Genomic DNA, 20,466 nt, shown 5'->3' with positions numbered 1-20,466 from the left:
CATGGCCAAGCGGCAGGAAAGCAATCTCATCGTCGGCCTGGATATCGGCACATCGAAGGTGGTGTGCATCGTGGGCGAGGTCAGCCCGGGCGGGCGAATCGAAATCATCGGCCTGGGCAGCCATCCCTCGCGCGGACTCAAGAAGGGGGTGGTGGTCAACATTGAATCGACGGTGCAGTCGATTAGACGGGCAGTCGATGAGGCCGAGTTGATGGCGGATTGCGAGATCCGTTCGGTCTATGTCGGCATCGCCGGTAGCCACGTGCGCAGCCTGAATTCACACGGCATCGTCGCCATCCGCGATCGCGAAGTGCGCGATGAGGATGTCGAGCGCGTCATCGATGCCGCGCGGGCGGTGGCCATTCCGGCCGATCAGCGCATCCTGCATACCCTCCCGCAGGAATTCATCATCGACGAGCAGGACGGCATCCGCGAGCCGGTCGGCATGTCCGGTGTCCGGCTCGAGGCCAAGGTGCATATCGTCACCGGTTCGTCCAGTGCTGCCCAGAACATCGTCAAGTGTGTCGAGCGCTGCGGTTTGCATGTGCAGGACATCATTCTCGAACAACTCGCATCCAGCTACGCCGTGTTGACGCCGGATGAAAAGGATCTCGGTGCGTGCCTGGTGGACATCGGCGGGGGAACCACCGATATCGCGGTGTTTACCGATGGCGCCATCCGTCACACCGCAGTGATTCCGATTGCCGGCGATCAGGTCACCAATGACATCGCCGTGGCACTGCGTACCCCTACGCACCATGCCGAGGAAATCAAGCTGCGTTTCGGCTGCGCTTTGCCGCAGCTGGTGTCCAGCGAGGAGAGCGTGGAGGTGCCCAGTGTCGGTGATCGGCCACCGCGCCGATTGGCCCGCCAGGTCTTGGCCGAGGTCGTCGAGCCGCGCTTCGAGGAGCTGTTCAATCTGATTCAGGCCGAGATCCGTCGGGCGGGGCTCGAAGACCTGATGGCCGCTGGCGTGGTCCTGACCGGGGGGAGTTCCCGTATGGAAGGGGTTGCGGAACTGGCCGAGGAAGTGTTTCACGCCCAGGTGAGGATTGGCGCTCCCGATCACCTCACCGGGCTGGCGGATGTGGTGCGGAACCCCATGTATGCCACAGGCGTCGGCTTGCTGATGTACGGCGCCGATCACGTCGGAATGGAGGCTCCCGCGCAACATACGGCGGTGCGCAGTATTTGGGATCGGATGAAGTCCTGGTTTCAGCGCAATTTCTGATGAAGCGTTGGGGCAGCGTGTCTTAACGAAACGAAGCGCCGCTTGGCGCAGTGAGGAGAAAGGTTATGTTTGAAATCGTTGATGGTGTTTCGGAAAACGCGATCATCAAGGTGATCGGGGTCGGCGGTGGAGGCGGCAATGCCGTGGCCAACATGGTGCGTGCAGGCATCGAAGGCGTGGATTTCATCGCTGCAAACACCGACGCTCAGGTGTTGTCTGCGACGGGCGCCCGTACGCTGCTACAGTTGGGCTCCGGGATTACCAAAGGGCTGGGTGCTGGTGCCAATCCGGAGGTGGGGCGTCAGGCGGCCATGGAAGATCGGGAGCGCATTCAGGAAGTGATTCGCGGCACCGACATGCTCTTCGTCACCGCCGGCATGGGTGGCGGGACGGGAACTGGTGCGGCTCCGGTCGTCGCCCAGGTCGCACGGGAAATGGGAATTCTCACCGTCGCGGTGGTCACCCGCCCGTTCTCTTTCGAGGGCACCAAGCGCATGCAGGTCGCACGGGATGGAATCGCCGAGCTGGCCAAGCACGTCGATTCCTTGATCACGGTCCCCAATGAGCGGTTGCTTGCGGTTCTGGGCAAGAAAATCAGCCTGCTCGATGCCTTCCGGGCTGCTGATGAAGTGCTGCACAACGCCGTCTCGGGCATCGCTGATCTCATTACGCGTCCGGGGCTGATCAACGTGGACTTTGCCGATGTGCGGACGGTCATGGCCGAGATGGGTGTCGCGATGATGGGGACGGGTCTGGCCAACGGCGATGACCGTGCCCGTTTGGCGGCCGAGAAAGCCGTCCGCAGTCCGCTGCTGGATGATGTGGATTTGGCCGGTGCGCGTGGCATCCTGGTCAATGTCACGGGCGGCCCGAAGCTCTCGATCGGTGAGTTCCAGGAAGTGGGCGAGACGGTGCGCGAGTTCGCATCCGACGAAGCCACGGTGGTGGTCGGGATGGTGATCGATCCGGAGATGGATGAGGACATCCGGGTCACTGTAGTGGCGACCGGATTGGATCGGGCGCAGGCGCGCGTCGAAGAGCCGCCGGTCCGTCTGGTGCAGCGCAACGCCTCTGGGGAGGTCAATTACAGCGATCTGGAGCGGCCCGCCATCAATCGCAAGCGCAGCGTCCAGGAACGCGGTATCCGTGCCGGCGAGAGCGATCTCGACTATCTGGATGTCCCGGCATTTCTGCGCCGACAGGCCGATTGAGGTCGTCGGTCAGCGTATCGCGGTGATGCCTGTTACACCGATTAGGTATAATCGGCAGGCTCGACTGCTCGACAGGGAGTATCCTGGCGGGCTGCGGCCGTTTTCCGACCGGAAAACGGGGCTCATAGTACAGGTGAAAGCATGCTGAAGCAGCGCACATTGAAAAACACGATCCGGGCAACCGGGGTCGGTCTGCATTCCGGACAAAAGGTGTTCATGACCCTGCGGCCGGCACCGGTGAATGCCGGAATCACATTTTGCCGTGTGGATCTACCAGGCTGTCCCAGCATTCGGGCTTGTCCGGAATGCGTCGGGGATACCCGGCTGTCCACCACGCTGATTCAAGGCGGGGTGCGTGTCGCGACCGTCGAACATCTGCTGTCGGCGTTGGCCGGATTGGGCATCGACAACGCGTTCGTGGATCTCAGTGCTGCTGAAGTGCCGATCATGGATGGAAGCGCGGGACCTTTCGTCTTTTTGATTCAGTCCGCCGGCATCGAGGAGCAGAACGCGGCCAAGCGGTTTATCCGGATCAAGAAAACGGTTCGGGTCGAAGAAGACGGCAAGTGGGCGCGGTTTGATCCTTATGAAGGTTTCAAGGTGGGCTTCACCATTGACTTCAACCACCCTGTCTTCAAACAACACGCCAAGCATGCGGAAGTCGATTTTTCCACGACCTCGTTTGTGAAGGAGATCAGCCGGGCACGAACATTCGGATTCATGCGCGACATCGAAGCCCTTCGACAGAACAATCTTGCGCTCGGCGGAAGCCTGGACAATGCGGTGGTGCTCGACGATTACCGCGTGCTCAACGAAGACGGTTTACGGTATGAGAACGAATTCGTGAAGCACAAGATCCTCGATGCCATCGGGGATCTGTACCTGCTCGGCGAGGGACTCATTGGCGCATTTCGCGGGTACAAATCCGGCCATGGGCTCAACAACAAGCTGCTGAGGGCGTTGCTGGCCCAGCCTGATGCTTGGGAACGGGTCAGTTTCGCGCGTCAGGACGAGGCGCCGCTGCGCTACGCACCAACGCTGGCTGCGGCATTGTCCTAGCGCATCGGCGCTTTCGCGCGGGCAGCCAGACGCCGCAGAACGTCGGCGAAGCTGGCGTCTGAGCTGTGCGCGGCCAGTTGTTCAAGCGAACGGGCCGCCTCGGCGGATGGCGCAGGGATTCGTCGCGCTGGGGGGGCGGTCGGCTGCCGGTCGGTCGGCATGACGATCACCTCAATGCGCGTGACCCCGAATCCGAATTCGACGAGTCGCGGCAGCAGGGCGGGTCCGAGATAGCGAAGTCGGCTGGCCCAGCCGGGACTGTCCGCCGCGAGTATGGCGGTCTGGCCCCGAACGTTGGCCAGTGTGCAATGCTGATCCAAGGGTTCGGGCAGGTAAGGGCGCAGGCGCTGATTGAGGAGCGCGAGTGCCGCGGCCCGCGTCATCAGGTCGGCGGCCTCGCCTTTGTGGCCAAAATGCCGTAACAGGAGTCTGGGGCCGTAAGACATGAACGCATCCTGTCGTTGTCGAACCGACATGCTCCTTCAAGCTCGCCTGTGGATGCAACTACGGGGGCTCGAACGCGTCGCCATGACGAATCCATCCCCCGTCTTCCCGCCCGATTGACCCGTGCCCGTCGCGCGCATATGGTGTAGTCCCTTTGCCAGTCGCGGCGATGCCGGATTGACGTGTCCACCCACCAAAGTCATTTGTGATGATTGCAAACCCACTCAAACGGATCTTCGGCAACAGCCACCAGCGCACGGTCAAGCGACTGGCCAAGGTCGTCCAGAAAATCAATGCGCTGGAGTCCGAGCTGGCGGCCTTGCCGGATGCGCGACTCCGTGCAAAGACGGTCGAGTTCCGCGGCCGCCTGGCGAAAGGCGAAGCGCTCGATGCACTGTTGCCCGAGGCCTTCGCCGTCGTGCGCGAGGCCGGCAAGCGCGTGATGAACATGCGGCATTACGACGTCCAGCTGATGGGCGGCATGGTGCTGCACCACGGCAAGATCGCCGAAATGCGCACAGGCGAAGGCAAGACCCTGGTGGGAACCCTCGCCGTCTATCTGAATGCCCTGACCGGCAAGGGCGTGCACGTCGTGACGGTCAACGACTATCTCGCCAGCCGCGACGCAGCCTGGATGAAGCCGCTTTATGAGTATCTGGGCCTGACAGTCGGCGTGATCGGTGCCGGCCAGGTACCCGATGAGAAGCGCGCAGCCTATGCTGCGGACATTACCTACGGAACCAACAACGAGTTCGGATTCGACTATCTCCGCGACAACATGGCCTTCCGTCTGGAAGAGCGTGTTCAGCGGCCACTGCATTTCGCCATCATCGACGAGGTCGACTCCATCCTCATCGATGAGGCGCGCACCCCGCTCATCATTTCCGGTGCCACCGACGACAGCACGGAGCTCTATGAGCGGGTCAACCAGATCGTACCGCGTTTGATTCGCCAGCAAGAGGAAGAGGGCCCGGGCGATTTCTCAATGGACGAGAAGGCGCGTCAGGTTCATCTGACTGAGGAAGGACATCAGCATATCGAGGAGCTGCTGATGGAAACCGGGCTGTTGGAGCCCGGTGAAAGCCTCTACGATGCCGCCAATATCGCTTTGATGCACCACGTCAATGCGGCCTTGCGTGCGCACCACCTGTTTCAGCGGAACGTTCACTACATCATCCAAGGTGGCAAGGTCGTCATTGTCGACGAGTTTACCGGACGTACCATGCCCGGGCGTCGCTGGTCCGATGGCCTGCACCAGGCCGTCGAAGCCAAGGAAGGCGTGGATATCCAGCCCGAAAACCATACCCTGGCGTCGATCACCTTCCAGAACTACTTCCGGTTGTACGACAAACTGGGGGGCATGACCGGAACGGCCGACACCGAAGCCTTCGAATTCCATCAGATCTACGGCCTTGATGTGGTCGTGATTCCCACCAATCGACCCATGGTGCGCAAGGATCTTCCCGATCAGGTCTTTCTGACCCGCAACGAGAAGTACGAGGCCATCGTCGCCGATGTCAAGAGCTGTCGGGAACGTGTTCAGCCGGTTCTGGTCGGAACGGCCTCCATCGAGGCCTCGGAAGTCTTGTCGGCCCTGCTCAAGCGCGAAGGCATCGCGCATGAAGTGCTCAATGCCAAACAGCACGAACGCGAAGCCGACATCGTGGCCCAGGCCGGTCGCCCCGGCGCGGTCACCATTGCCACCAACATGGCCGGCCGCGGAACGGACATCATCCTTGGTGGCAATCCGGAACTGGAACGCCGCACGCTTGGAGAAGATGCCACTCCCGAGCAGATCGCCGCTGTCGAGACTGCTTGGAAGGCGGCGCACGATACGGTATTGGAGGCCGGTGGTCTGCACATCATTGGTAGCGAGCGCCATGAATCCCGCCGCATCGACAATCAGTTGCGCGGCCGTGCCGGGCGCCAGGGCGATCCAGGTTCCAGCCGGTTCTATCTCTCATTTGAAGACGACTTGCTGCGCATCTTCGGCTCCGAGCGGCTGTCCAGTCTGATGCAGCGCTTGGGGATGACCGAAGGGGAAGCCATGGAGCATCCCTGGGTGACGCGCGCGATCGAAAACGCTCAGCGCAAGGTGGAAAGCCACAATTTCGATATCCGCAAGCAGTTGCTGGAATACGATGATGTGGCCAACGAGCAGCGCCGGGTGATCTATCAGCAGCGTAACGACTTGCTGCACCAGGGTGATGTCGCCGAAACCATCACTCGCATTCGCGAAGATGTGGTGCGTCAGGTCACGTTCCGCTACCTACCACCCGATACGGTGGAGGATCTTTGGGATGCTGCGGGACTCGATGAGGTGCTGCGTCAGGAGCTGGGCATCGATTTCGGTGTGGCGCGGTGGCTGGAGAGCGATCGACGGCTCGAGCCGGAAGGCGTGGTCCAGCGCATCATTGATCGCCTGCTGCAGGCCTATCGTGCCATGGAAGGCCAGATCGGTCCCCAGGCCATGCGTCAGGTCGAGCGATCCGTCATGCTGCGGGTGATCGATCAGCATTGGCGTGACCACCTGGCCAACATGGATTATCTGCGTCAAGGCATTCATCTGCGCGGATACGCCCAGAAGAATCCGCGCCAGGAATACAAGCGCGAAGCCTTCGAGATGTTTTCGCAGATGCTGGAAACCATCAAGCAGGAAACACTGTTTACGCTCCATAAGCTGCAGTTTCAGCCGGATGAACCGACGATCCGCCCAGAGCCTGCACCGGTGCGCATGCAGTTCGAACATGCACAGGCCGGCGCCATGGCGGGTGAAGCAGAGGCCGAAGCGGTGCAGGAACCCCGGTCACAAACGCCGGTTCGAGTCGATCGCAAGGTTGGCCGTAACGAACCCTGTCCGTGTGGCTCCGGCAAGAAGTTCAAGCACTGCCACGGGCGACTGAGCTGAATTCATGGCGGCTGGATCGATTCCCTTCGACACGTTGCCGCCTGTGCGCGGCCTTCGTGTGGGCACCGTCATGGCCGGAATTCGCAAGGCAGGTCGGCGGGATCTGGTGCTGTTCGAGTTCGGCGAGCAGGCCACCACGGCCGCCGTATTCACCCGCAATGCGTTCTGTGCTGCGCCGGTCATTCTGGCCCGTCGCCACTTGCAGGCGGCGCGCCCTCGCGCGTTGCTGATCAATACTGGGAACGCCAATGCCGGAACCGGTTCGACCGGCGAGAGTGACGCACGGCGGTGCTGCGCGTCGCTGGCTGCACTGCTGAACTGCGCGTCCGAGACGGTCCTGCCGTTTTCGACCGGCGTGATCGGCGAGCGACTGCCGGTGGACCGCATCATCGCCGCGCTGCCTGCGGCAGTGGCTTCGCTCACGCCGGATGGCTGGCCGGATGCCGCGTGGGGCATCATGACCACCGACACGCAACCCAAGGCCGTCACCCGCACCTTCGAGGTGGCGGGGCAGAAGGTGACCGTGAACGGCATCGCCAAGGGTGCGGGCATGATTCGGCCCGACATGGCGACCATGCTGGCGTTCGTGGCGGTCGATGCGGCCATCGAGCCGGATGATCTGCAGCGCACGCTCGCGCAAGCGGTCGCGGACAGCTTCAACTGCATCACGGTCGACGGGGATACCTCCACCAATGACGCCTGTTGTCTGGTTGCAACCGGCGAAGGGCCACGGCTTGCACCGGCTGATCCGGGCTGGCCGGCTTTCCAGGCAGCGCTGAATGAAACCTGTCTGTCCCTGGCCCAAGCCATCGTGCGCGACGGTGAAGGCGCCTCGAAGTTCATCACGATACGGATCGAACAGGCTCGTGACGTCGCGGAAGCGCGCCGGGTGGCCGATGCCATCGCCCATTCACCGCTGGTCAAGACCGCGTTTTTCGCCAGCGATCCGAACTGGGGGCGTATCCTCGCCGCGATCGGGCGCGCCGGTGTCGACGATCTTGCCTTGGACGGGGTGGAGGTCGATCTGGATGAGATCGGCGTGGTGCGCGCCGGTGGCCTTGCCTCGGCCTATCGTGAGACCGATGGGCAGCGGGTCATGGATCGTACGGACATCACCATCACGGTGCGTTTGGCGCGTGGCGACGCTGCAGTCCGTATCTGGACCTGCGACCTGGGGCACGACTATGTGCGGATCAATGCGGAATACCGTACCTGACCCGATATGAAATTCTCCGCTGTGCCGGTGGCCGTGGGCGTGCTGACCGATGCGCAAGGCCGGTTCCTGGTGGCCCGCCGGGCGCTTGGCAAGCCCTGGGGGGGTTATTGGGAATTCCCGGGCGGCAAGCGCGAGCCCGGCGAAACCCGTTGGCAGGCCCTGGTGCGTGAGTTGCACGAGGAACTGGGCATCGAAGCACGCCAAGGGGTGCCGCTGATTCGCCTGATGGCCGAGCCGGGTCCTGCGTCGGCGGTGCTGCTCGATGTCTGGCAGGTGGCGTCCTATGAAGGCAAGCCGGTCGGCCGGGAGGGTCAGGCGCTGAGCTGGGTGGCGGCGAAAGAGCTGGATGCGCTGGCGATGCCGCCGGCCAACCGGGTGATTCGCCGTGCCTGTCACCTTCCCGACCGCTACCTCATCACGCCGCCCGACCCGATGCCACTGTCCGCATTGGCGGCAGGCCTGCAGCAAGCCGTCCACCGGGGGATCCGGTTGATTCAGATTCGCCGGCCGGGCGCAGTCCCCGACGAGCTGGCGGCACTGGCGGACCTCCTGCGCCCCATGCGTGAAAGCCATGGGCTCATCGCGCTGCTGAACGGTTCGCCCGAGCAGGCCTTGGCCTGGGGGTACGACGGCGTGCATCTGACCGGCCAGCGTCTGGCTTCATTCCCGGGCAAGCCAGCAGGACTGAGCTGGGTCGCAGCGTCCTGCCACAATCCGGGCGATCTGGCGCGCGCGACGGCGCTGGAAGTGGATTTTGCGGTGCTTTCCCCCGTGCGGTCGACACCTGGTCATGCGAACGTTCCGCCGCTTGGCTGGCGAACCTGGGCACGTTGGGTTCGCGATGCGCGTCTGCCGGTGTATGCCTTGGGCGGCATGCAAGTGGCGGATCTCAATACGGTCCGCCGCTTTGGGGGACAGGGCATTGCGGCCATCCGCGGGTTGTGGTCGTCATATGGCTGAGCGCATCGGCCAATCTGGCGTGGACCACGCACGATCCGGTCTCAACCCGGTCATGAGGATGGTCGATGCGCTATCCTCCGGCCTCCCGTGACTCACCAGCCAAGCACCCCATGTCGCAGCGTTTGCAAGGCTTGAAGGACTTCATTGCGCGCTGGCGCTTCCCGCTGCTCATGCTCGCGGCCATCGTGCTCGGCGTGGCGGTGCTGGGGGGACTGCGGCATCTGGTCCAGAGCCTGGACTACGAGGCGCTCACGCGCGCCATGAAGGCGACGCCGGGGGATCGTCTCGTCATGGCGGTTCTGGCCACCCTGTTCAGCTACCTGGCACTGACCGGCTACGATTTCTCCGCGCTTCGGTACCTGGGCGCCAGGATGCGGCCGGCTACGGTCATGCTGACGGCCTTTATTGCTTACGCGGTGGGAAATTCCGTTGGATTGGGCGTGATGACCGGTGGCGCGGTGCGCATGCGGCTTTACACCGCGGCCGGACTTGAAACCAGTCAGATTTTCCGCGTCATCGGTTTCAATGCCGGCGCGTTCGGGCTGGGCGTAACGGTGTTCGGCGCGGCCGGCATGGTCGCGGGCGCCGAAAACGTCGGCACTCTGCTGCCGTTGCCGCCGCTGGTTCTCCAGGGCGCTGCTGGGGCGACCTTGCTGGCTATCGGCGGATTCATCGCATTGTGCGGGATGCGGGCGCGACTGCGCATCGGTCATTGGACGACGTTCAACCTGCCGCCCGCGAGGTTGCTCGTGCAACAGGTGGTCATTTCGGTCATCGATCTGGCGGCCTGCGCAGCGGCATTGTGGTGCCTGATGCCCGAAACGGCGGTTTCTTTCGCGGGCTTCCTGGTCTACTTCGCGATCGCGATCAGCCTGGGGGTATTGAGCCATGTTCCGGGTGGTCTCGGCGTTTTCGAAGCCGTCATGCTGCTGGCCTACGGTCCGCATGCACCGACCGAGGCGATTCTCGGTGCCTTGATCCTGTTCCGCGGCGTGTATTTCCTGCTGCCATTGACACTGGCGACATTGCTGCTGGTGGGCCATGAACTGCATCGCGCGACCGATACGCCGGTCGGGCGCGCGGCGGCGCGGCTTTCGCCGGTGCTCCTCGCCATTCTCGTCTTCATCGCCGGCATCTGGCTGCTCGCCTCGGGCGTGACGCCCACGACGATTGAAACGACCGATATTCTGGCCTTGCATGTTCCCTTGTCGCTGGTCGAAATCGCCCATATGCTCGGTGGATTGACCGGTTTGACGCTGCTGTTTGTCGCGCGCGGCTTGTTGCATCGTCTGGATGCGGCTTGGTGGGCGGCGCTGATTCTGACGTTCCTTGCCGCAGTGCTGGCCTTGCCGAAAGGGATCGCCTGGACCGAAGCAACCGGGCTCGTGATTCTCGGCACGCTGTTATGGGTATTCCGGGCCGAGTTCGGCCGCCATTCGACCTTGCGGTCGCAGACTTTGGAGCCGGAGTGGCTGGTCGCGATTGGCCTGGTGGTGGCCGCCATGATCTGGCTGTTGTTTCTGAGCTACCGCGACATCACCTATCGCCATGACCTGTGGTGGCAATTCGCGTTCGATGCGCACGTGTCGAGGTCGCTGCGCGCAACGAGTGTGGTCGCGGTCGTGGCCGGTGGTATCGGCTTGTGGCAGCTGTTTCGACCCGCGGGGAGTGCGGCCTTGCCGCCCACGACCGAGAAGCTGGCGTTGGCCGCTGACATCACGCACCGCCAGGATTCGGCGGAAGCCTGTCTGGTCTTGATGGGCGACAAATCCCTCCTGTTTTCCATCGACGAGACGGCGTTCATCATGTACGGACAAAGTGGTCGTTCATGGATCGCCCTGGGTGATCCGGTCGGCGATCCGTCCAGAGCCCCGAATCTGGTGTGGCGATTCGTTGAGACTGCCAGCGCCCATGGCGGCCGCGCGGTGTTCTATCAAGTCACACCGGCGGCACTGCCATGGTATCTGGACGCCGGACTGCGGGCGTTCAAGCTCGGCGAAGCGGCACATATTCCGCTCACCGACTTCGGGCTGGAGGGGCCTCAGCGTGCACCGCTTCGGCATGCATACAACCGCGCCCGGCGCGAAGGGTTGAGCCTGGAAATCCTGCCACCGGGATCGGTTGGGGCGGTGATCGAGACGCTTCGCGTGATCTCCGACACCTGGCTCGCCAACCAGCGCGTCCGTGAGAAGGGCTACTCGCTAGGGACGTTCGATCCCGCTTATCTCGAGCGCTTGCCGGTGGCCATCGTGCGCCGCGATGGCCAGATCATCGCGTTTGCCAACGTGCTGCGAACCGGAATGCAGCGGGAAGTGCGGATCGACCTGATGCGTGCGCTCCCCGACGCACCGCCGAGTACGATGGATTTTCTGCTCATCGAGCTGATGCGTCACTACCAAGCGGAGGGGATGGCGCGATTCGGGCTCGGGATGGCGCCGCTTGCCGGAATGGCCCAGCATGAGCGCGCACCGGCGTGGCAGCAGGCGGGTCGGTTGGTGTACGAGCACGGTGAACGATATTACAACTTCCAGGGCGTTCGCCGGTTCAAGGAAAAGTTCAACCCGGTCTGGGAGCCGCGCTATCTGGCGGCGCCGGGCGGGATGGCGCCGCTGTTGGCGCTGGCCGACGTGGCTACCCTGATCGGTGGCGGCTTGCGCGGTGTCATCACCAAGTGAGTCGCCTGGTATGGCTGTTGGTGCTGGGCGTGTTGCTGACCGCCTGTCAGCGGCACGAATCGCCGACCCCCCATGGCCGGTTCGAGCGCGTGTGGTTGGGTGTCCCCAGCGGACCGGTGCACAGCGTGGTGATCTGGCTGATGCCCGGACGCAGCCGCACCGCCATCGACCGGCGCCTGGGTGAGCTGCTGGTGAACAAGGGCGCATTGGTGATCAGCGTGAGCGCCCCGGGCCTGCTCGCACGCATGGCCGAGGATGGCGATGAATGTCTGCTGCCGGCCGGCGATCTGGACAATCTGGCGCGGGAAACCCAGGCCCAGGTGGGATTGGATCGCTATGTGCCGCCGGTGCTGGCGGGGCGGGGGGGCGGCGCTGCCCTGGCATACGCGGCGCTGGCCCAGGCGCCGACCGGCGGTTTCGCCGGGGGGTTGTCGTTGGACTTCGATGCGACCCTGGCCTCCGCAGTCCCCTTCTGTCCGGGCCGGGGCCTGCGGGCGAATTTCGACGCCCGGCAAGGCCGAAGCAGTCTGCAGCCGGACGCGCAGCCCGTGGCACCCTGGGTGGTCTCGCCAATGTCACGTGACCCGGCATTCGTTCGACGGTTTGTGAATCACGCGCCCGACGCGGTGGCCGTGGTCGCTGAACTCCCGCCTGTGTCCGATCCCTTGCCTCACTTGCGCGAAACACTGCAGCGCGCCGATCGGGCGCTGCGCAGCCGGCTTCCCCAACAGCCGCCGATCACCAGACTCGACGCCGGGCAGCTCCCGCTCATCGAGGTTCCCGCCATGGGCGCGAATGCGCCGGTCTGGGCACTGTTGATGAGCGGGGACGGTGGCTGGGCAGGTCTGGACCGAGATCTTTCCAGGTTGCTGGCGGCCCAGGGGGTCGCCGTGGTGGGCTTCGATTCCCTACGCTATTTCTGGCAGCCACGCACGCCGGAGGGTCTGGCCCAGGATCTCAGGCGCATCCTGACACGCTACCAGACGCGCTGGCCTGACAGAGCGGTGATCCTGATCGGCTACTCGCAAGGCGCCAACGTCCTGCCGTTTGCCTACCAGCGCTTGCCGGCCGAGTTGCAGGCACGTGTGGCCCGACTCGTCTTGCTCGGGCCCGGCGAGCGGGCGGCCTTCGCGTTTCAGGTGAGTCAGTGGTGGCGCAAAGATACGGGCAATTACGACGTCCTGCCCGCGGCGCGCCGGTTGCCGGGTGAGCGCACGCTGTGCGTTTATGGTCAGGATGAAGCCGAGGAATCGATCTGTCCGCGTCTGGCGGGGACGTTGCCGGTCATGGCGCTGCCGGGCGGGCACCATTTCGATGGCGACATGGCACATCTGGCGCGGATTGTCCTGGGCGCACCGGCGTACTGAGCGATGATGCGTCTCCGGATTCGCGTGGCTGCCCGGTCAGTCGCACGGCTCGGCATAGAGATCGTGTTCGTCGGCATCGGTCACTACAACGCGCAGCTTGTCCCCAGGTTTGACGTCCGGTGCCGCGTCGAGATAGATCACTCCATCGATTTCCGGCGCCTCCCCGGCGCTGCGGGCGATGGGGCCGTCCATGTCCACCGCATCGACGAGCACCTCCAGCGTGCGCCCGATCTTCTGCTGCAGACGCGCGGCGCTGATGGCCGCCTGATGCGCCATGAGTCGCTCGAGGCGCTCCTGCTTGAGCGGCTCAGGCACCGCGTCGGGCAGGGCGTTGGCAGCCGCGCCGTCCACCGGAGAATAGGTGAAGGCGCCGACGCGATCGAGCTGCGCGGCGGTCAGGAAATCGAGCAGCGCCTCGAAATCCGCGTCGGTTTCGCCCGGAAAGCCGACGATGAAGGTGCTGCGCAGGGTCAGCTCGGGGCAGATGCGACGCCACGCCTGCAGGCGTTCAAGGGTATTCTCGGCGGCGGCCGGGCGTTTCATGCGCTTCAGGATACGCGGGCTGCCGTGCTGCAGCGGCACGTCGAGATAGGGCAGGATCGCCCCCTCAGCCATGAGCGGGATCAGCTCATCGACGTGCGGATAGGGATAGACGTAGTGCAGGCGCACCCAGGCGCCCAGGCTGCCCAAGGCGCGGGCCAGCTCGGTCAGGCGGGTGCGTACGGGCTGGCCGTTCCAGAAATCGGTACGGTACCGGAGATCCACGCCATAGGCGCTGGTGTCCTGTGAGATCACCAGGAGCTCGCGCACGCCGGCTGCCACCAGCCGTTCGGCTTCGCCCAGTACGCTGCCGGCGGGACGGCTGACCAGGTCGCCGCGCATGGCGGGGATGATGCAGAAGCTGCAGCGGTGGTTGCAGCCCTCGGAAATCTTCAGATAGGCGTAGTGGCGTGGGGTGAGCTTGATGCCCTGGGGTGGGACCAGATCGATGTGCGGATCGTGGGGCATGGGCGGAAGGTGAGCATGCACCGCTTCCATGACCTGCTCATAGGCGTGTGGGCCGGTCACCGCGAGGACAGCGGGGTGCACCGCACGGATGTCTTCGGGCTTCGCGCCCATGCAACCGGTGACGATGACCCGGCCGTTCTCGGCCAGCGCTTCGCCGATCGCTTCCAGTGATTCGGTCTTGGCGGCATCGATGAAGCCGCAGGTGTTCACCACCACCAGATCGGCATCGTCGTAGCTGGGCGAAACCGCATAGCCCTCACGGCGCAGCTCGGTGAGGATGCGTTCGGAATCGACCAGCGCCTTGGGGCAGCCGAGGCTGACGAAGCCGACTTTGCGAACCTGTGTGCTCATGGGGATCTGGCCTCGGGCGCGATGGGAGGCTGATTTTATCGGGCTTTCAGGAGGCTGTGAAAGATTCGACGGGCGGTCTTGCGGGGCCCGCTTGCCGCAGCGCGTCGTTCGCGCACCCGTATACCTCAATTCCGACAACATTCGGCCGATCCGGAGAAGTGGGCCGATTGTCTCTCGAGGCGTTCGATGGCGAGTCTGATTCCTTCGCTCAACAGTTGCGTCGGGCGTATGCAGGCGGGCGAGCGGCGAGTGGCCGAGCGCCTGCAAAGTCATCTGGAAGACGATTACCTCTGCTGGTATGAGATTCCCGTCGGCAAGCGCGCGCGATACACCGATTTCATCGTTCTTCATCCCGGGCGCGGCTTGCTGTTGCTGGAAGTGAAGGACTGGAAGCTCGACACGATCAGAGCACTGGACCGTGCGACGGTCACGCTGCTCACCGGTAGCGGGCTCAAGATCGTGCCCAATCCGATCGAGCAGGTGCGGCAATGTGCCTATCGCCTGCTCAAGGTCCTCGATCGCGATCCGCAACTGATCCAGCCCGATGGGGCGCGGCGCGGCAAGCTGGCGTTTCCCTATGGGTATGGCGTAGTGCTCAGCCGCATGACCCGCCGCCAGTTCGAAGCGCATGGCCTGGATCAGGTGATGCCGGCGCATCAGGTTCTGTGCGCCGATGAGATGACCGAATCGGTAGAGGCCGAGGCGTTCCAAAAGCGCCTCTGGGATATGTTCAATGCCCCGTTTCCAGTGCAGATGACGCTGCCGCAGATCGATCGGGTGCGATGGCACCTGTTCCCCGAAGTCCGCGTCGCCGGCCTGCAGGACGGGTTGTTCGATGCGTCGTCTTCAGAGGCCGCATCGCCGCCCGAGATTCCGGACGTGATCCGTCTGATGGATCTGCAGCAGGAGCAGCTTGCCCGGAGCCTCGGGGCGGGCCATCGGGTCATCCATGGGGTGGCTGGTTCGGGCAAGACCATGATCCTCGGTTACCGCTGTCTGCATCTGGCCCGCCAGTTGCGCAAACCGATTCTGGTGACCTGCTTCAACATCGTATTGGCGACGCATCTGCGCCGGATCATGCAGAGCGAGGGTGTGGAGGATCAGGTTCACGTCTATCACTTCCATGACTGGTGCGGCGAGCAACTGCGCCGTTATCACGTGACTTCGCCGATCGGTCCGGGTGACTACATCGATGCGCTGGTGCGTGCCGTCATCGCAGCCGTCGATAAAGGGCAGATCCCGCGGGCACAATATGGCGCCGTGATGATCGATGAAGGCCAGGACTTTGATGCAGACTGGCTGCGATTGATTGTCCAGATGCTCGATCCCGACGACGGTTCGCTGCTCCTGCTCTATGACGACGCCCAGTCGATCTATCGGCCGAAAGGAACGCTCGACTTCGCGTTGTCCAGTGTCGGGATTCAAGCCCGTGGCCGAACCAGTATCCTGCGCATCAACTACCGCAATACGCGGGAAATTCTCGATTTTTCGTATCGATTCGCGCGGCACTACCTGACTCCGGGAGAAACCGACGAGGATCATGTCCCACTGGTGGCGCCGGAAGCGGCCGGGCGACATGGACCGCCGGTGTGCTTCAAGCATTGCGGCTCGCTGGAGGAGGAAATCGCGTTTGCCGCCGAGACGCTGAGCAAGGCGCGCAAGGATGGTCTTGGATGGCGGGATGTAGCGATTGCCTGTCGGGCCCGCTGGCTGATCGACAAGATGGCCGCCGGTCTGGGCCGGCGTGGTATCCCGGTCCAGACTCTCGCAGATCGGTGCGGAAAGAAAGCCTTCGACCCGACCGCGGATTCCGTGAAGATCATGACCATGCACAGCATCAAGGGGCTCGAATTTCCGATGGTCGTCATCCCCGATGTGGGCACGATCACGCTCGATGCCGATAACATGGCCAGCGAGGCCAAGCTGCTGTACGTGGCCATGACCCGTGCCATTTATACACTGGTGCTCACCACCCACACCGAATCCGAATTCGGGCGCCGTCTGAGTGTCATCTAGCATGGGCTGTGGGTGTGTCAATTGCCTTTTCATTCAGTATTGGCGACCATTAGGGGTTTAATCTGTCCGGTCTCTAGAGAGAGGCACATCTTCCCCCTTTGTTCCTAAGCCTTGTCTGATGAAGAGGACTCACCCATGACCCAGCCCGGCGCCAAACCAGCGCTTCCGTTCGATCTGACCCTCACGGACGAACAGCGCATCACGCGCGAAACCATGCAGCGTTTCGCCGAAACCGTCATCAAGCCCCAAGCGCGCTCAATCGATGAATCCAACGAAATCCCGGCCGAGATGCTGCAACAGGCCCATGAACTGGGCATTACCCTGCTGCCCGTGCCGGAAGATCATGGCGGCGCCGGCTCGCCCCGCTCCCCCGTTTCGAACGTGCTGATCGCCGAAGACCTGGGCAAGGGCGACATGGGATTGGCCTTGCACATTCTGGCACCGCTCGGCTTCGTGAATCTGCTGATCGATCAGGGTTCGGCCGCACAACAGGCCAAGTATCTGCCCATATTTGCGGGTGAAGCGTTTGTGCCCGCGACGATTGCCATCAGCGAGCCGCGCGCCACCTCGGACGTGCACGCCTTGCAGACCAAGGCTGTGGCCGAAGGCGGCGCCTATGTCCTGAACGGCACCAAGGGGATGGTTCCGCTGGCCACCACAGCCGAACACTTCGCGATCGTGGCCGACGTCGACGGAGAAGGCCCGCAGGTCTTCCTGGTCGAGAAAGGTGCGCAAGGTCTGAGTGTGCAGGCGCAGGGCTATCTGGGTCTGCATGGCCTGGGGCTGGGCGTGGTGACGCTCGAGAATGTCCGCGTCGAAGCCGCGGCCAAATTGGGCGAAGGCGAAAAAACCTTCGATTACCAGCGGCTGATCGACCTGTCGCGTCTGGGCGCATGTGCTGCCGCGGTGGGTACCGCTCAGGCATTACTGGAGCATGTGACCGAATACGCCAACGAGCGTATCGCGTTCGGCGAGCCCATTTCCCATCGCCAGGCGGTGGCGTTCATGGTGGCCAACATCGCGATCGAACTGGACGGCATGCGTCTGATGGTCTGGCGCGCTGCGGCCCAGGCCGAGAACGGCCTGGATTTTCATCGTCAGGCCCATCTTGCCTACATCAACTGCGCCGAGCGCATGATGCAGGTGGGGACCGACGGGGTGCAGATCCTCGGCGGCGCCGGTTTCCTGCGCGAGTACTCCGAGGAGATGTGGTATCGCAACCTGCGCGGTCTGGCCGTGCTGGAAGGCTGCTTCAACATCTGATCCCGACATGCCGATTTTGAGGATGACGCAATGATTTATCTGGAACTTCCGCCGAATGTCGCGAACATGCAGAAGATGGCCAACGGTCTGGCCAAGTCCATGTTCCGCCCCATTTCCCGCAAGTACGACAAGGCCGAGCACACGCCCCCGAAGGAGCTCGATGCGCTGAAGTCGATGCTGGGCGGCGGTGGCGGCGGCATGGGTGGCCTGGGCGGTGGCGGCAAGGACAAGGAAGCCAAGCCCGGCGTCAAGAATGGCGGCAACATGATCGCCATCGCCGCCATGACCGAAATGTGCTGGGGTGATGCGGGTCTGGCCCTCGCCATCCCCGGTCAGGGCCTGGGCAACGCGGCCATCATGGCGGCCGGAACACCCGAGCAGAAGGAAAAGTTCGGTAAGTGCTGGGCTGCCATGGCCATCACCGAACCGGGCACTGGTTCGGATGCCGGCAACATCAAGACCACCGCCAAGAAAGATGGTGACGACTACATCATCAACGGCGAAAAGATCTATATCACCGCGGGTGGCCGTGCCAGTCACGTGGTGGTGTGGGCCAACATCGACCCCACCAAGGGCAAAGCGGGCATCAAGTCGTTCGTGGTGCCGAAAGATCTGCCCGGTGTCGAGCTGGTGCGCCTGGAGAAGAAGATGGGGATCCGCGCGTCGGATACTGCTGCCATCACCTTCACCAACGTCCGCGTTCCCAAGGACAACCTGCTCGGTTCCGAGGAAATCAAGGACAAGAAGGAAGGCTTCGGTGGGGTCATGCAGACCTTCGACAACACGCGTCCACCAGTGGCCGCGATGTCGTTGGGCGTGTCCCGCGCTTCTCTGGATCTGACCAAGGAGCTCCTGGCGAAGGAAGGCGTCGTTCTGGAGTACCAGAAGTCCCGTTGGACCAATGATGCGCTGCGCGCCGAGATCGAGTGGATGGAGTCCGAGTGGGAATCGGCCTATCTCCTGACCATGCGCGCGGCCTGGATGGCTGACAACGGTCAGCCCAATTCCAAGGAAGCTTCCATGTGCAAGGCCAAGGCCGGGCGCGTGGGCAACTACATCGTCCTGCGCTGCGTCGAACTGACCCGTAATCTGGGCTACAGCGAAGTGCATCTGCTGGAGAAATGGGCGCGCGACCAGAAGATTCTGGATATCTTCGAAGGCACCCAGCAGATTCAGCAGCTCATCGTTGCCCGTCAGGTGTTGGGCAAGAGCTCCAAGGAACTGCGCTGATCCCCAGGCTGGCAGATGCGCCGCGCATCTGCCATGCTTGATCGAAATGCCCTGGCTGGTTTTCCAGCCAGGGTTTTTTTATGCGCTTTTTCGAGAAAAAGAGGCGCTCAAGTTTTCCGTGGGGCGTCCGATATTCGAGTCCAGAATCGCAGGCTTGAGCGCTTTTTCAGGGATGGAGGCGACAATGCCGCTTTGTCCAATCGCCGATCGATTTGTCCGCCTTACCGGCGGTCCATTGTCTTTCGGATCGCTGGCTCCGGTTGTGTCACCTGCCAGTTTGGAACGAAAACTACACCTTGGCCGCCGGGTGACGCGGGCAAGCGCCCTGTTCTGGCTCTTGCTGGGTTTATTGGCGGTGTTGGCGATCGATCTGGGACTGACCCGCCTCGGTCTCTGGGACATCATGCCGCTGATTGGCTTGGGGGTCCTCCTGGCGCTATCGATGCAGACATTCTTCAAGCCCCGCCTGATGAGCCGTCAACCCGTGCTTTTGCCGCTGATCACACCTGTGGCGATCGGCCTGCAGTTTCTCGTGCTGATGCAGCTGATCCGGATCGACGAGTACGGATACCTGAGTGCCTTCGGCAGCTTGCTGGGTTTGGTGACGCTGCAGTGCTATCTGGGAATTCAATATGGTGGGCGCATCAGCTTTCTGGTCGGCGTTGCGCTCACACTTGTCCTACACAGCCTCTATCTGGTGGGCCGCACTGAAAGCAGCCTGTTTCAGCCTGAGGAAGAGTTTCTCTGTGTCGGGAGTGCGCTGGCCATTTGCAGTGTGATGGCCATGGCTAACAGCTTTCAGCGGGGGCGCCGGGATGGCCTCGCTCATCTCTACAAGCAACAGGCCGAGCAGACCCGTCTGATCCGGCGGCAGCGCCAGGCGCTGGACCTGCGGTCGAGAGCGCTGCTTGAGGCCAATGAAAACCTGCGGCAGGTTTCGCTTTCCGACGGATTGACGGGCGTCGCCAACCGGCGCTGCTTTGATGAGAGCCTGCACCGGGAGTGGTTTCGTCACACACGCGGAACCGCGCGGAGTGGGCAGCAGCGCGTCAGTGATTCAGCCGAGCGCCCCGGGCTCGGTTTGCTGCTGGTGGATATCGATGCCTTCAAGGCCTACAACGATCGGTATGGCCATATGGCGGGTGACGATTGTCTGTGCCGGGTGGCCGGGGCCATCCGCCGTGCGACGCTGCGCTTGGGCGATCTTGCCGCTCGCTATGGCGGCGAGGAGTTTGCGGTGCTGCTGCCCGAGACCACGCTGGAGGGTACCGAGAATGTGGCCTTGCGCGTCATGGCGAACATCGAGGAGCTGAACATTCCGCACGAGGATTCCCCGGTGGCTTCGATCGTCACCGTGAGCATCGGGATCGCGCACCTGGGTGAGGCGCCGCATCTTGAGGTGGCGGCTTTCTTGGGAATGGCCGATCAGGCCCTCTATCAAGCCAAGAATCAGGGACGCAATCGCATCATCGTCCGGCTGCCGGCGTGACCGGGGTGCACGTTGCCGGCCTCCAGTGATCGGAACCC

At 63.1% G+C, this 20,466-nt stretch carries 14 protein-coding genes; 12 read left to right on the top strand and 2 right to left on the bottom strand.

Annotated features, from left to right (window positions below; translation table 11 throughout):
* Window position 1 precedes the first annotated feature (1 nt).
* The 3 genes from ftsA to lpxC all read left to right on the top strand — a co-directional run bounded on the left by ftsA (window position 2) and on the right by lpxC (window position 3,501).
* Window positions 2–1,231, top strand: coding sequence for a cell division protein FtsA (ftsA, locus tag E4680_RS05025; protein WP_135281309.1), 1,230 nt, complete (start codon window positions 2–4; stop codon window positions 1,229–1,231).
* 65 nt (window positions 1,232–1,296) lie between these two features.
* Window positions 1,297–2,442: a cell division protein FtsZ gene (gene ftsZ, locus E4680_RS05020; RefSeq protein ID WP_135281308.1), complete on the top strand. Its 1,146-nt coding sequence runs from the start codon at window positions 1,297–1,299 to the stop codon at window positions 2,440–2,442.
* A 141-nt stretch (window positions 2,443–2,583) separates the two neighbouring features.
* On the top strand, window positions 2,584–3,501 hold the full coding sequence (gene lpxC / locus E4680_RS05015; protein WP_135281307.1) for a UDP-3-O-acyl-N-acetylglucosamine deacetylase: 918 nt from the start codon (window positions 2,584–2,586) through the stop codon (window positions 3,499–3,501).
* Here the strand turns inward: lpxC and E4680_RS05010 are convergent.
* Window positions 3,498–3,947 (bottom strand): DUF721 domain-containing protein, encoded by a 450-nt coding sequence (locus tag E4680_RS05010; RefSeq protein ID WP_167792393.1) that lies wholly within the window; start codon window positions 3,945–3,947, stop codon window positions 3,498–3,500. The two genes, lpxC and E4680_RS05010, sit on opposite strands and share 4 nt — an antisense overlap.
* Before the next feature lie 206 nt (window positions 3,948–4,153).
* Here E4680_RS05010 and secA point away from each other — a divergent pair, with 206 nt between their 5' ends.
* The 5 genes from secA (at window position 4,154) to E4680_RS04985 (ending at window position 13,071) form a co-directional block, all read left to right on the top strand.
* Window positions 4,154–6,853, top strand: a complete 2,700-nt coding sequence (gene secA / locus E4680_RS05005; protein WP_135281305.1) for a preprotein translocase subunit SecA — start codon at window positions 4,154–4,156, stop codon at window positions 6,851–6,853.
* A 4-nt stretch (window positions 6,854–6,857) separates the two neighbouring features.
* The gene (gene argJ, locus E4680_RS05000) at window positions 6,858–8,069 is read left to right on the top strand and encodes a bifunctional glutamate N-acetyltransferase/amino-acid acetyltransferase ArgJ (protein ID WP_135281304.1); all 1,212 of its coding nucleotides are present in this window, start codon (window positions 6,858–6,860) and stop codon (window positions 8,067–8,069) included.
* A gap of 6 nt (window positions 8,070–8,075) precedes the next feature.
* Window positions 8,076–9,029: a Nudix family hydrolase gene (locus E4680_RS04995; protein WP_135281303.1), complete on the top strand. Its 954-nt coding sequence runs from the start codon at window positions 8,076–8,078 to the stop codon at window positions 9,027–9,029.
* 65 nt (window positions 9,030–9,094) lie between these two features.
* On the top strand, window positions 9,095–11,704 hold the full coding sequence (gene mprF / locus E4680_RS04990; RefSeq protein WP_135281302.1) for a bifunctional lysylphosphatidylglycerol flippase/synthetase MprF: 2,610 nt from the start codon (window positions 9,095–9,097) through the stop codon (window positions 11,702–11,704).
* Window positions 11,701–13,071 (top strand): AcvB/VirJ family lysyl-phosphatidylglycerol hydrolase, encoded by a 1,371-nt coding sequence (locus E4680_RS04985; RefSeq protein ID WP_135281301.1) that lies wholly within the window; start codon window positions 11,701–11,703, stop codon window positions 13,069–13,071. The genes mprF and E4680_RS04985 overlap by 4 nt, the downstream gene beginning before the upstream one ends.
* Window positions 13,072–13,107: 36 nt before the next feature.
* On the opposite strand, the gene rimO is transcribed toward E4680_RS04985, so the two are convergent.
* Complete coding sequence (gene rimO / locus E4680_RS04980; RefSeq protein WP_135281300.1) at window positions 13,108–14,430, bottom strand: 30S ribosomal protein S12 methylthiotransferase RimO; 1,323 nt, start codon at window positions 14,428–14,430, stop codon at window positions 13,108–13,110.
* A gap of 186 nt (window positions 14,431–14,616) precedes the next feature.
* Between rimO and E4680_RS04975 the strand changes: the two genes are divergently transcribed.
* From E4680_RS04975 to E4680_RS04960, 4 genes are all read left to right on the top strand, one after another.
* Window positions 14,617–16,446, top strand: coding sequence for a 3'-5' exonuclease (locus E4680_RS04975; protein WP_135281299.1), 1,830 nt, complete (start codon window positions 14,617–14,619; stop codon window positions 16,444–16,446).
* A gap of 135 nt (window positions 16,447–16,581) precedes the next feature.
* Window positions 16,582–17,709 (top strand): acyl-CoA dehydrogenase family protein, encoded by a 1,128-nt coding sequence (locus E4680_RS04970; protein WP_135281298.1) that lies wholly within the window; start codon window positions 16,582–16,584, stop codon window positions 17,707–17,709.
* 30 nt (window positions 17,710–17,739) lie between these two features.
* A complete protein-coding gene (locus E4680_RS04965; protein WP_135281297.1) occupies window positions 17,740–18,939 on the top strand; it encodes an acyl-CoA dehydrogenase family protein in 1,200 nt (399 codons plus the stop codon).
* A 307-nt stretch (window positions 18,940–19,246) separates the two neighbouring features.
* Entirely contained in the window at window positions 19,247–20,428 is a 1,182-nt protein-coding gene (locus E4680_RS04960; protein ID WP_167792392.1) for a GGDEF domain-containing protein, read from the top strand.
* Window positions 20,429–20,466 lie beyond the last annotated feature (38 nt).

Origin of the sequence: Candidatus Macondimonas diazotrophica (assembly GCF_004684205.1) — a bacterium.
Taxonomy (GTDB): domain Bacteria; phylum Pseudomonadota; class Gammaproteobacteria; order UBA5335; family UBA5335; genus Macondimonas; species Macondimonas diazotrophica.
Note: the sequence above shows the minus strand (reverse complement) of the source record. Positions and strands in the feature narration are given on the sequence as shown.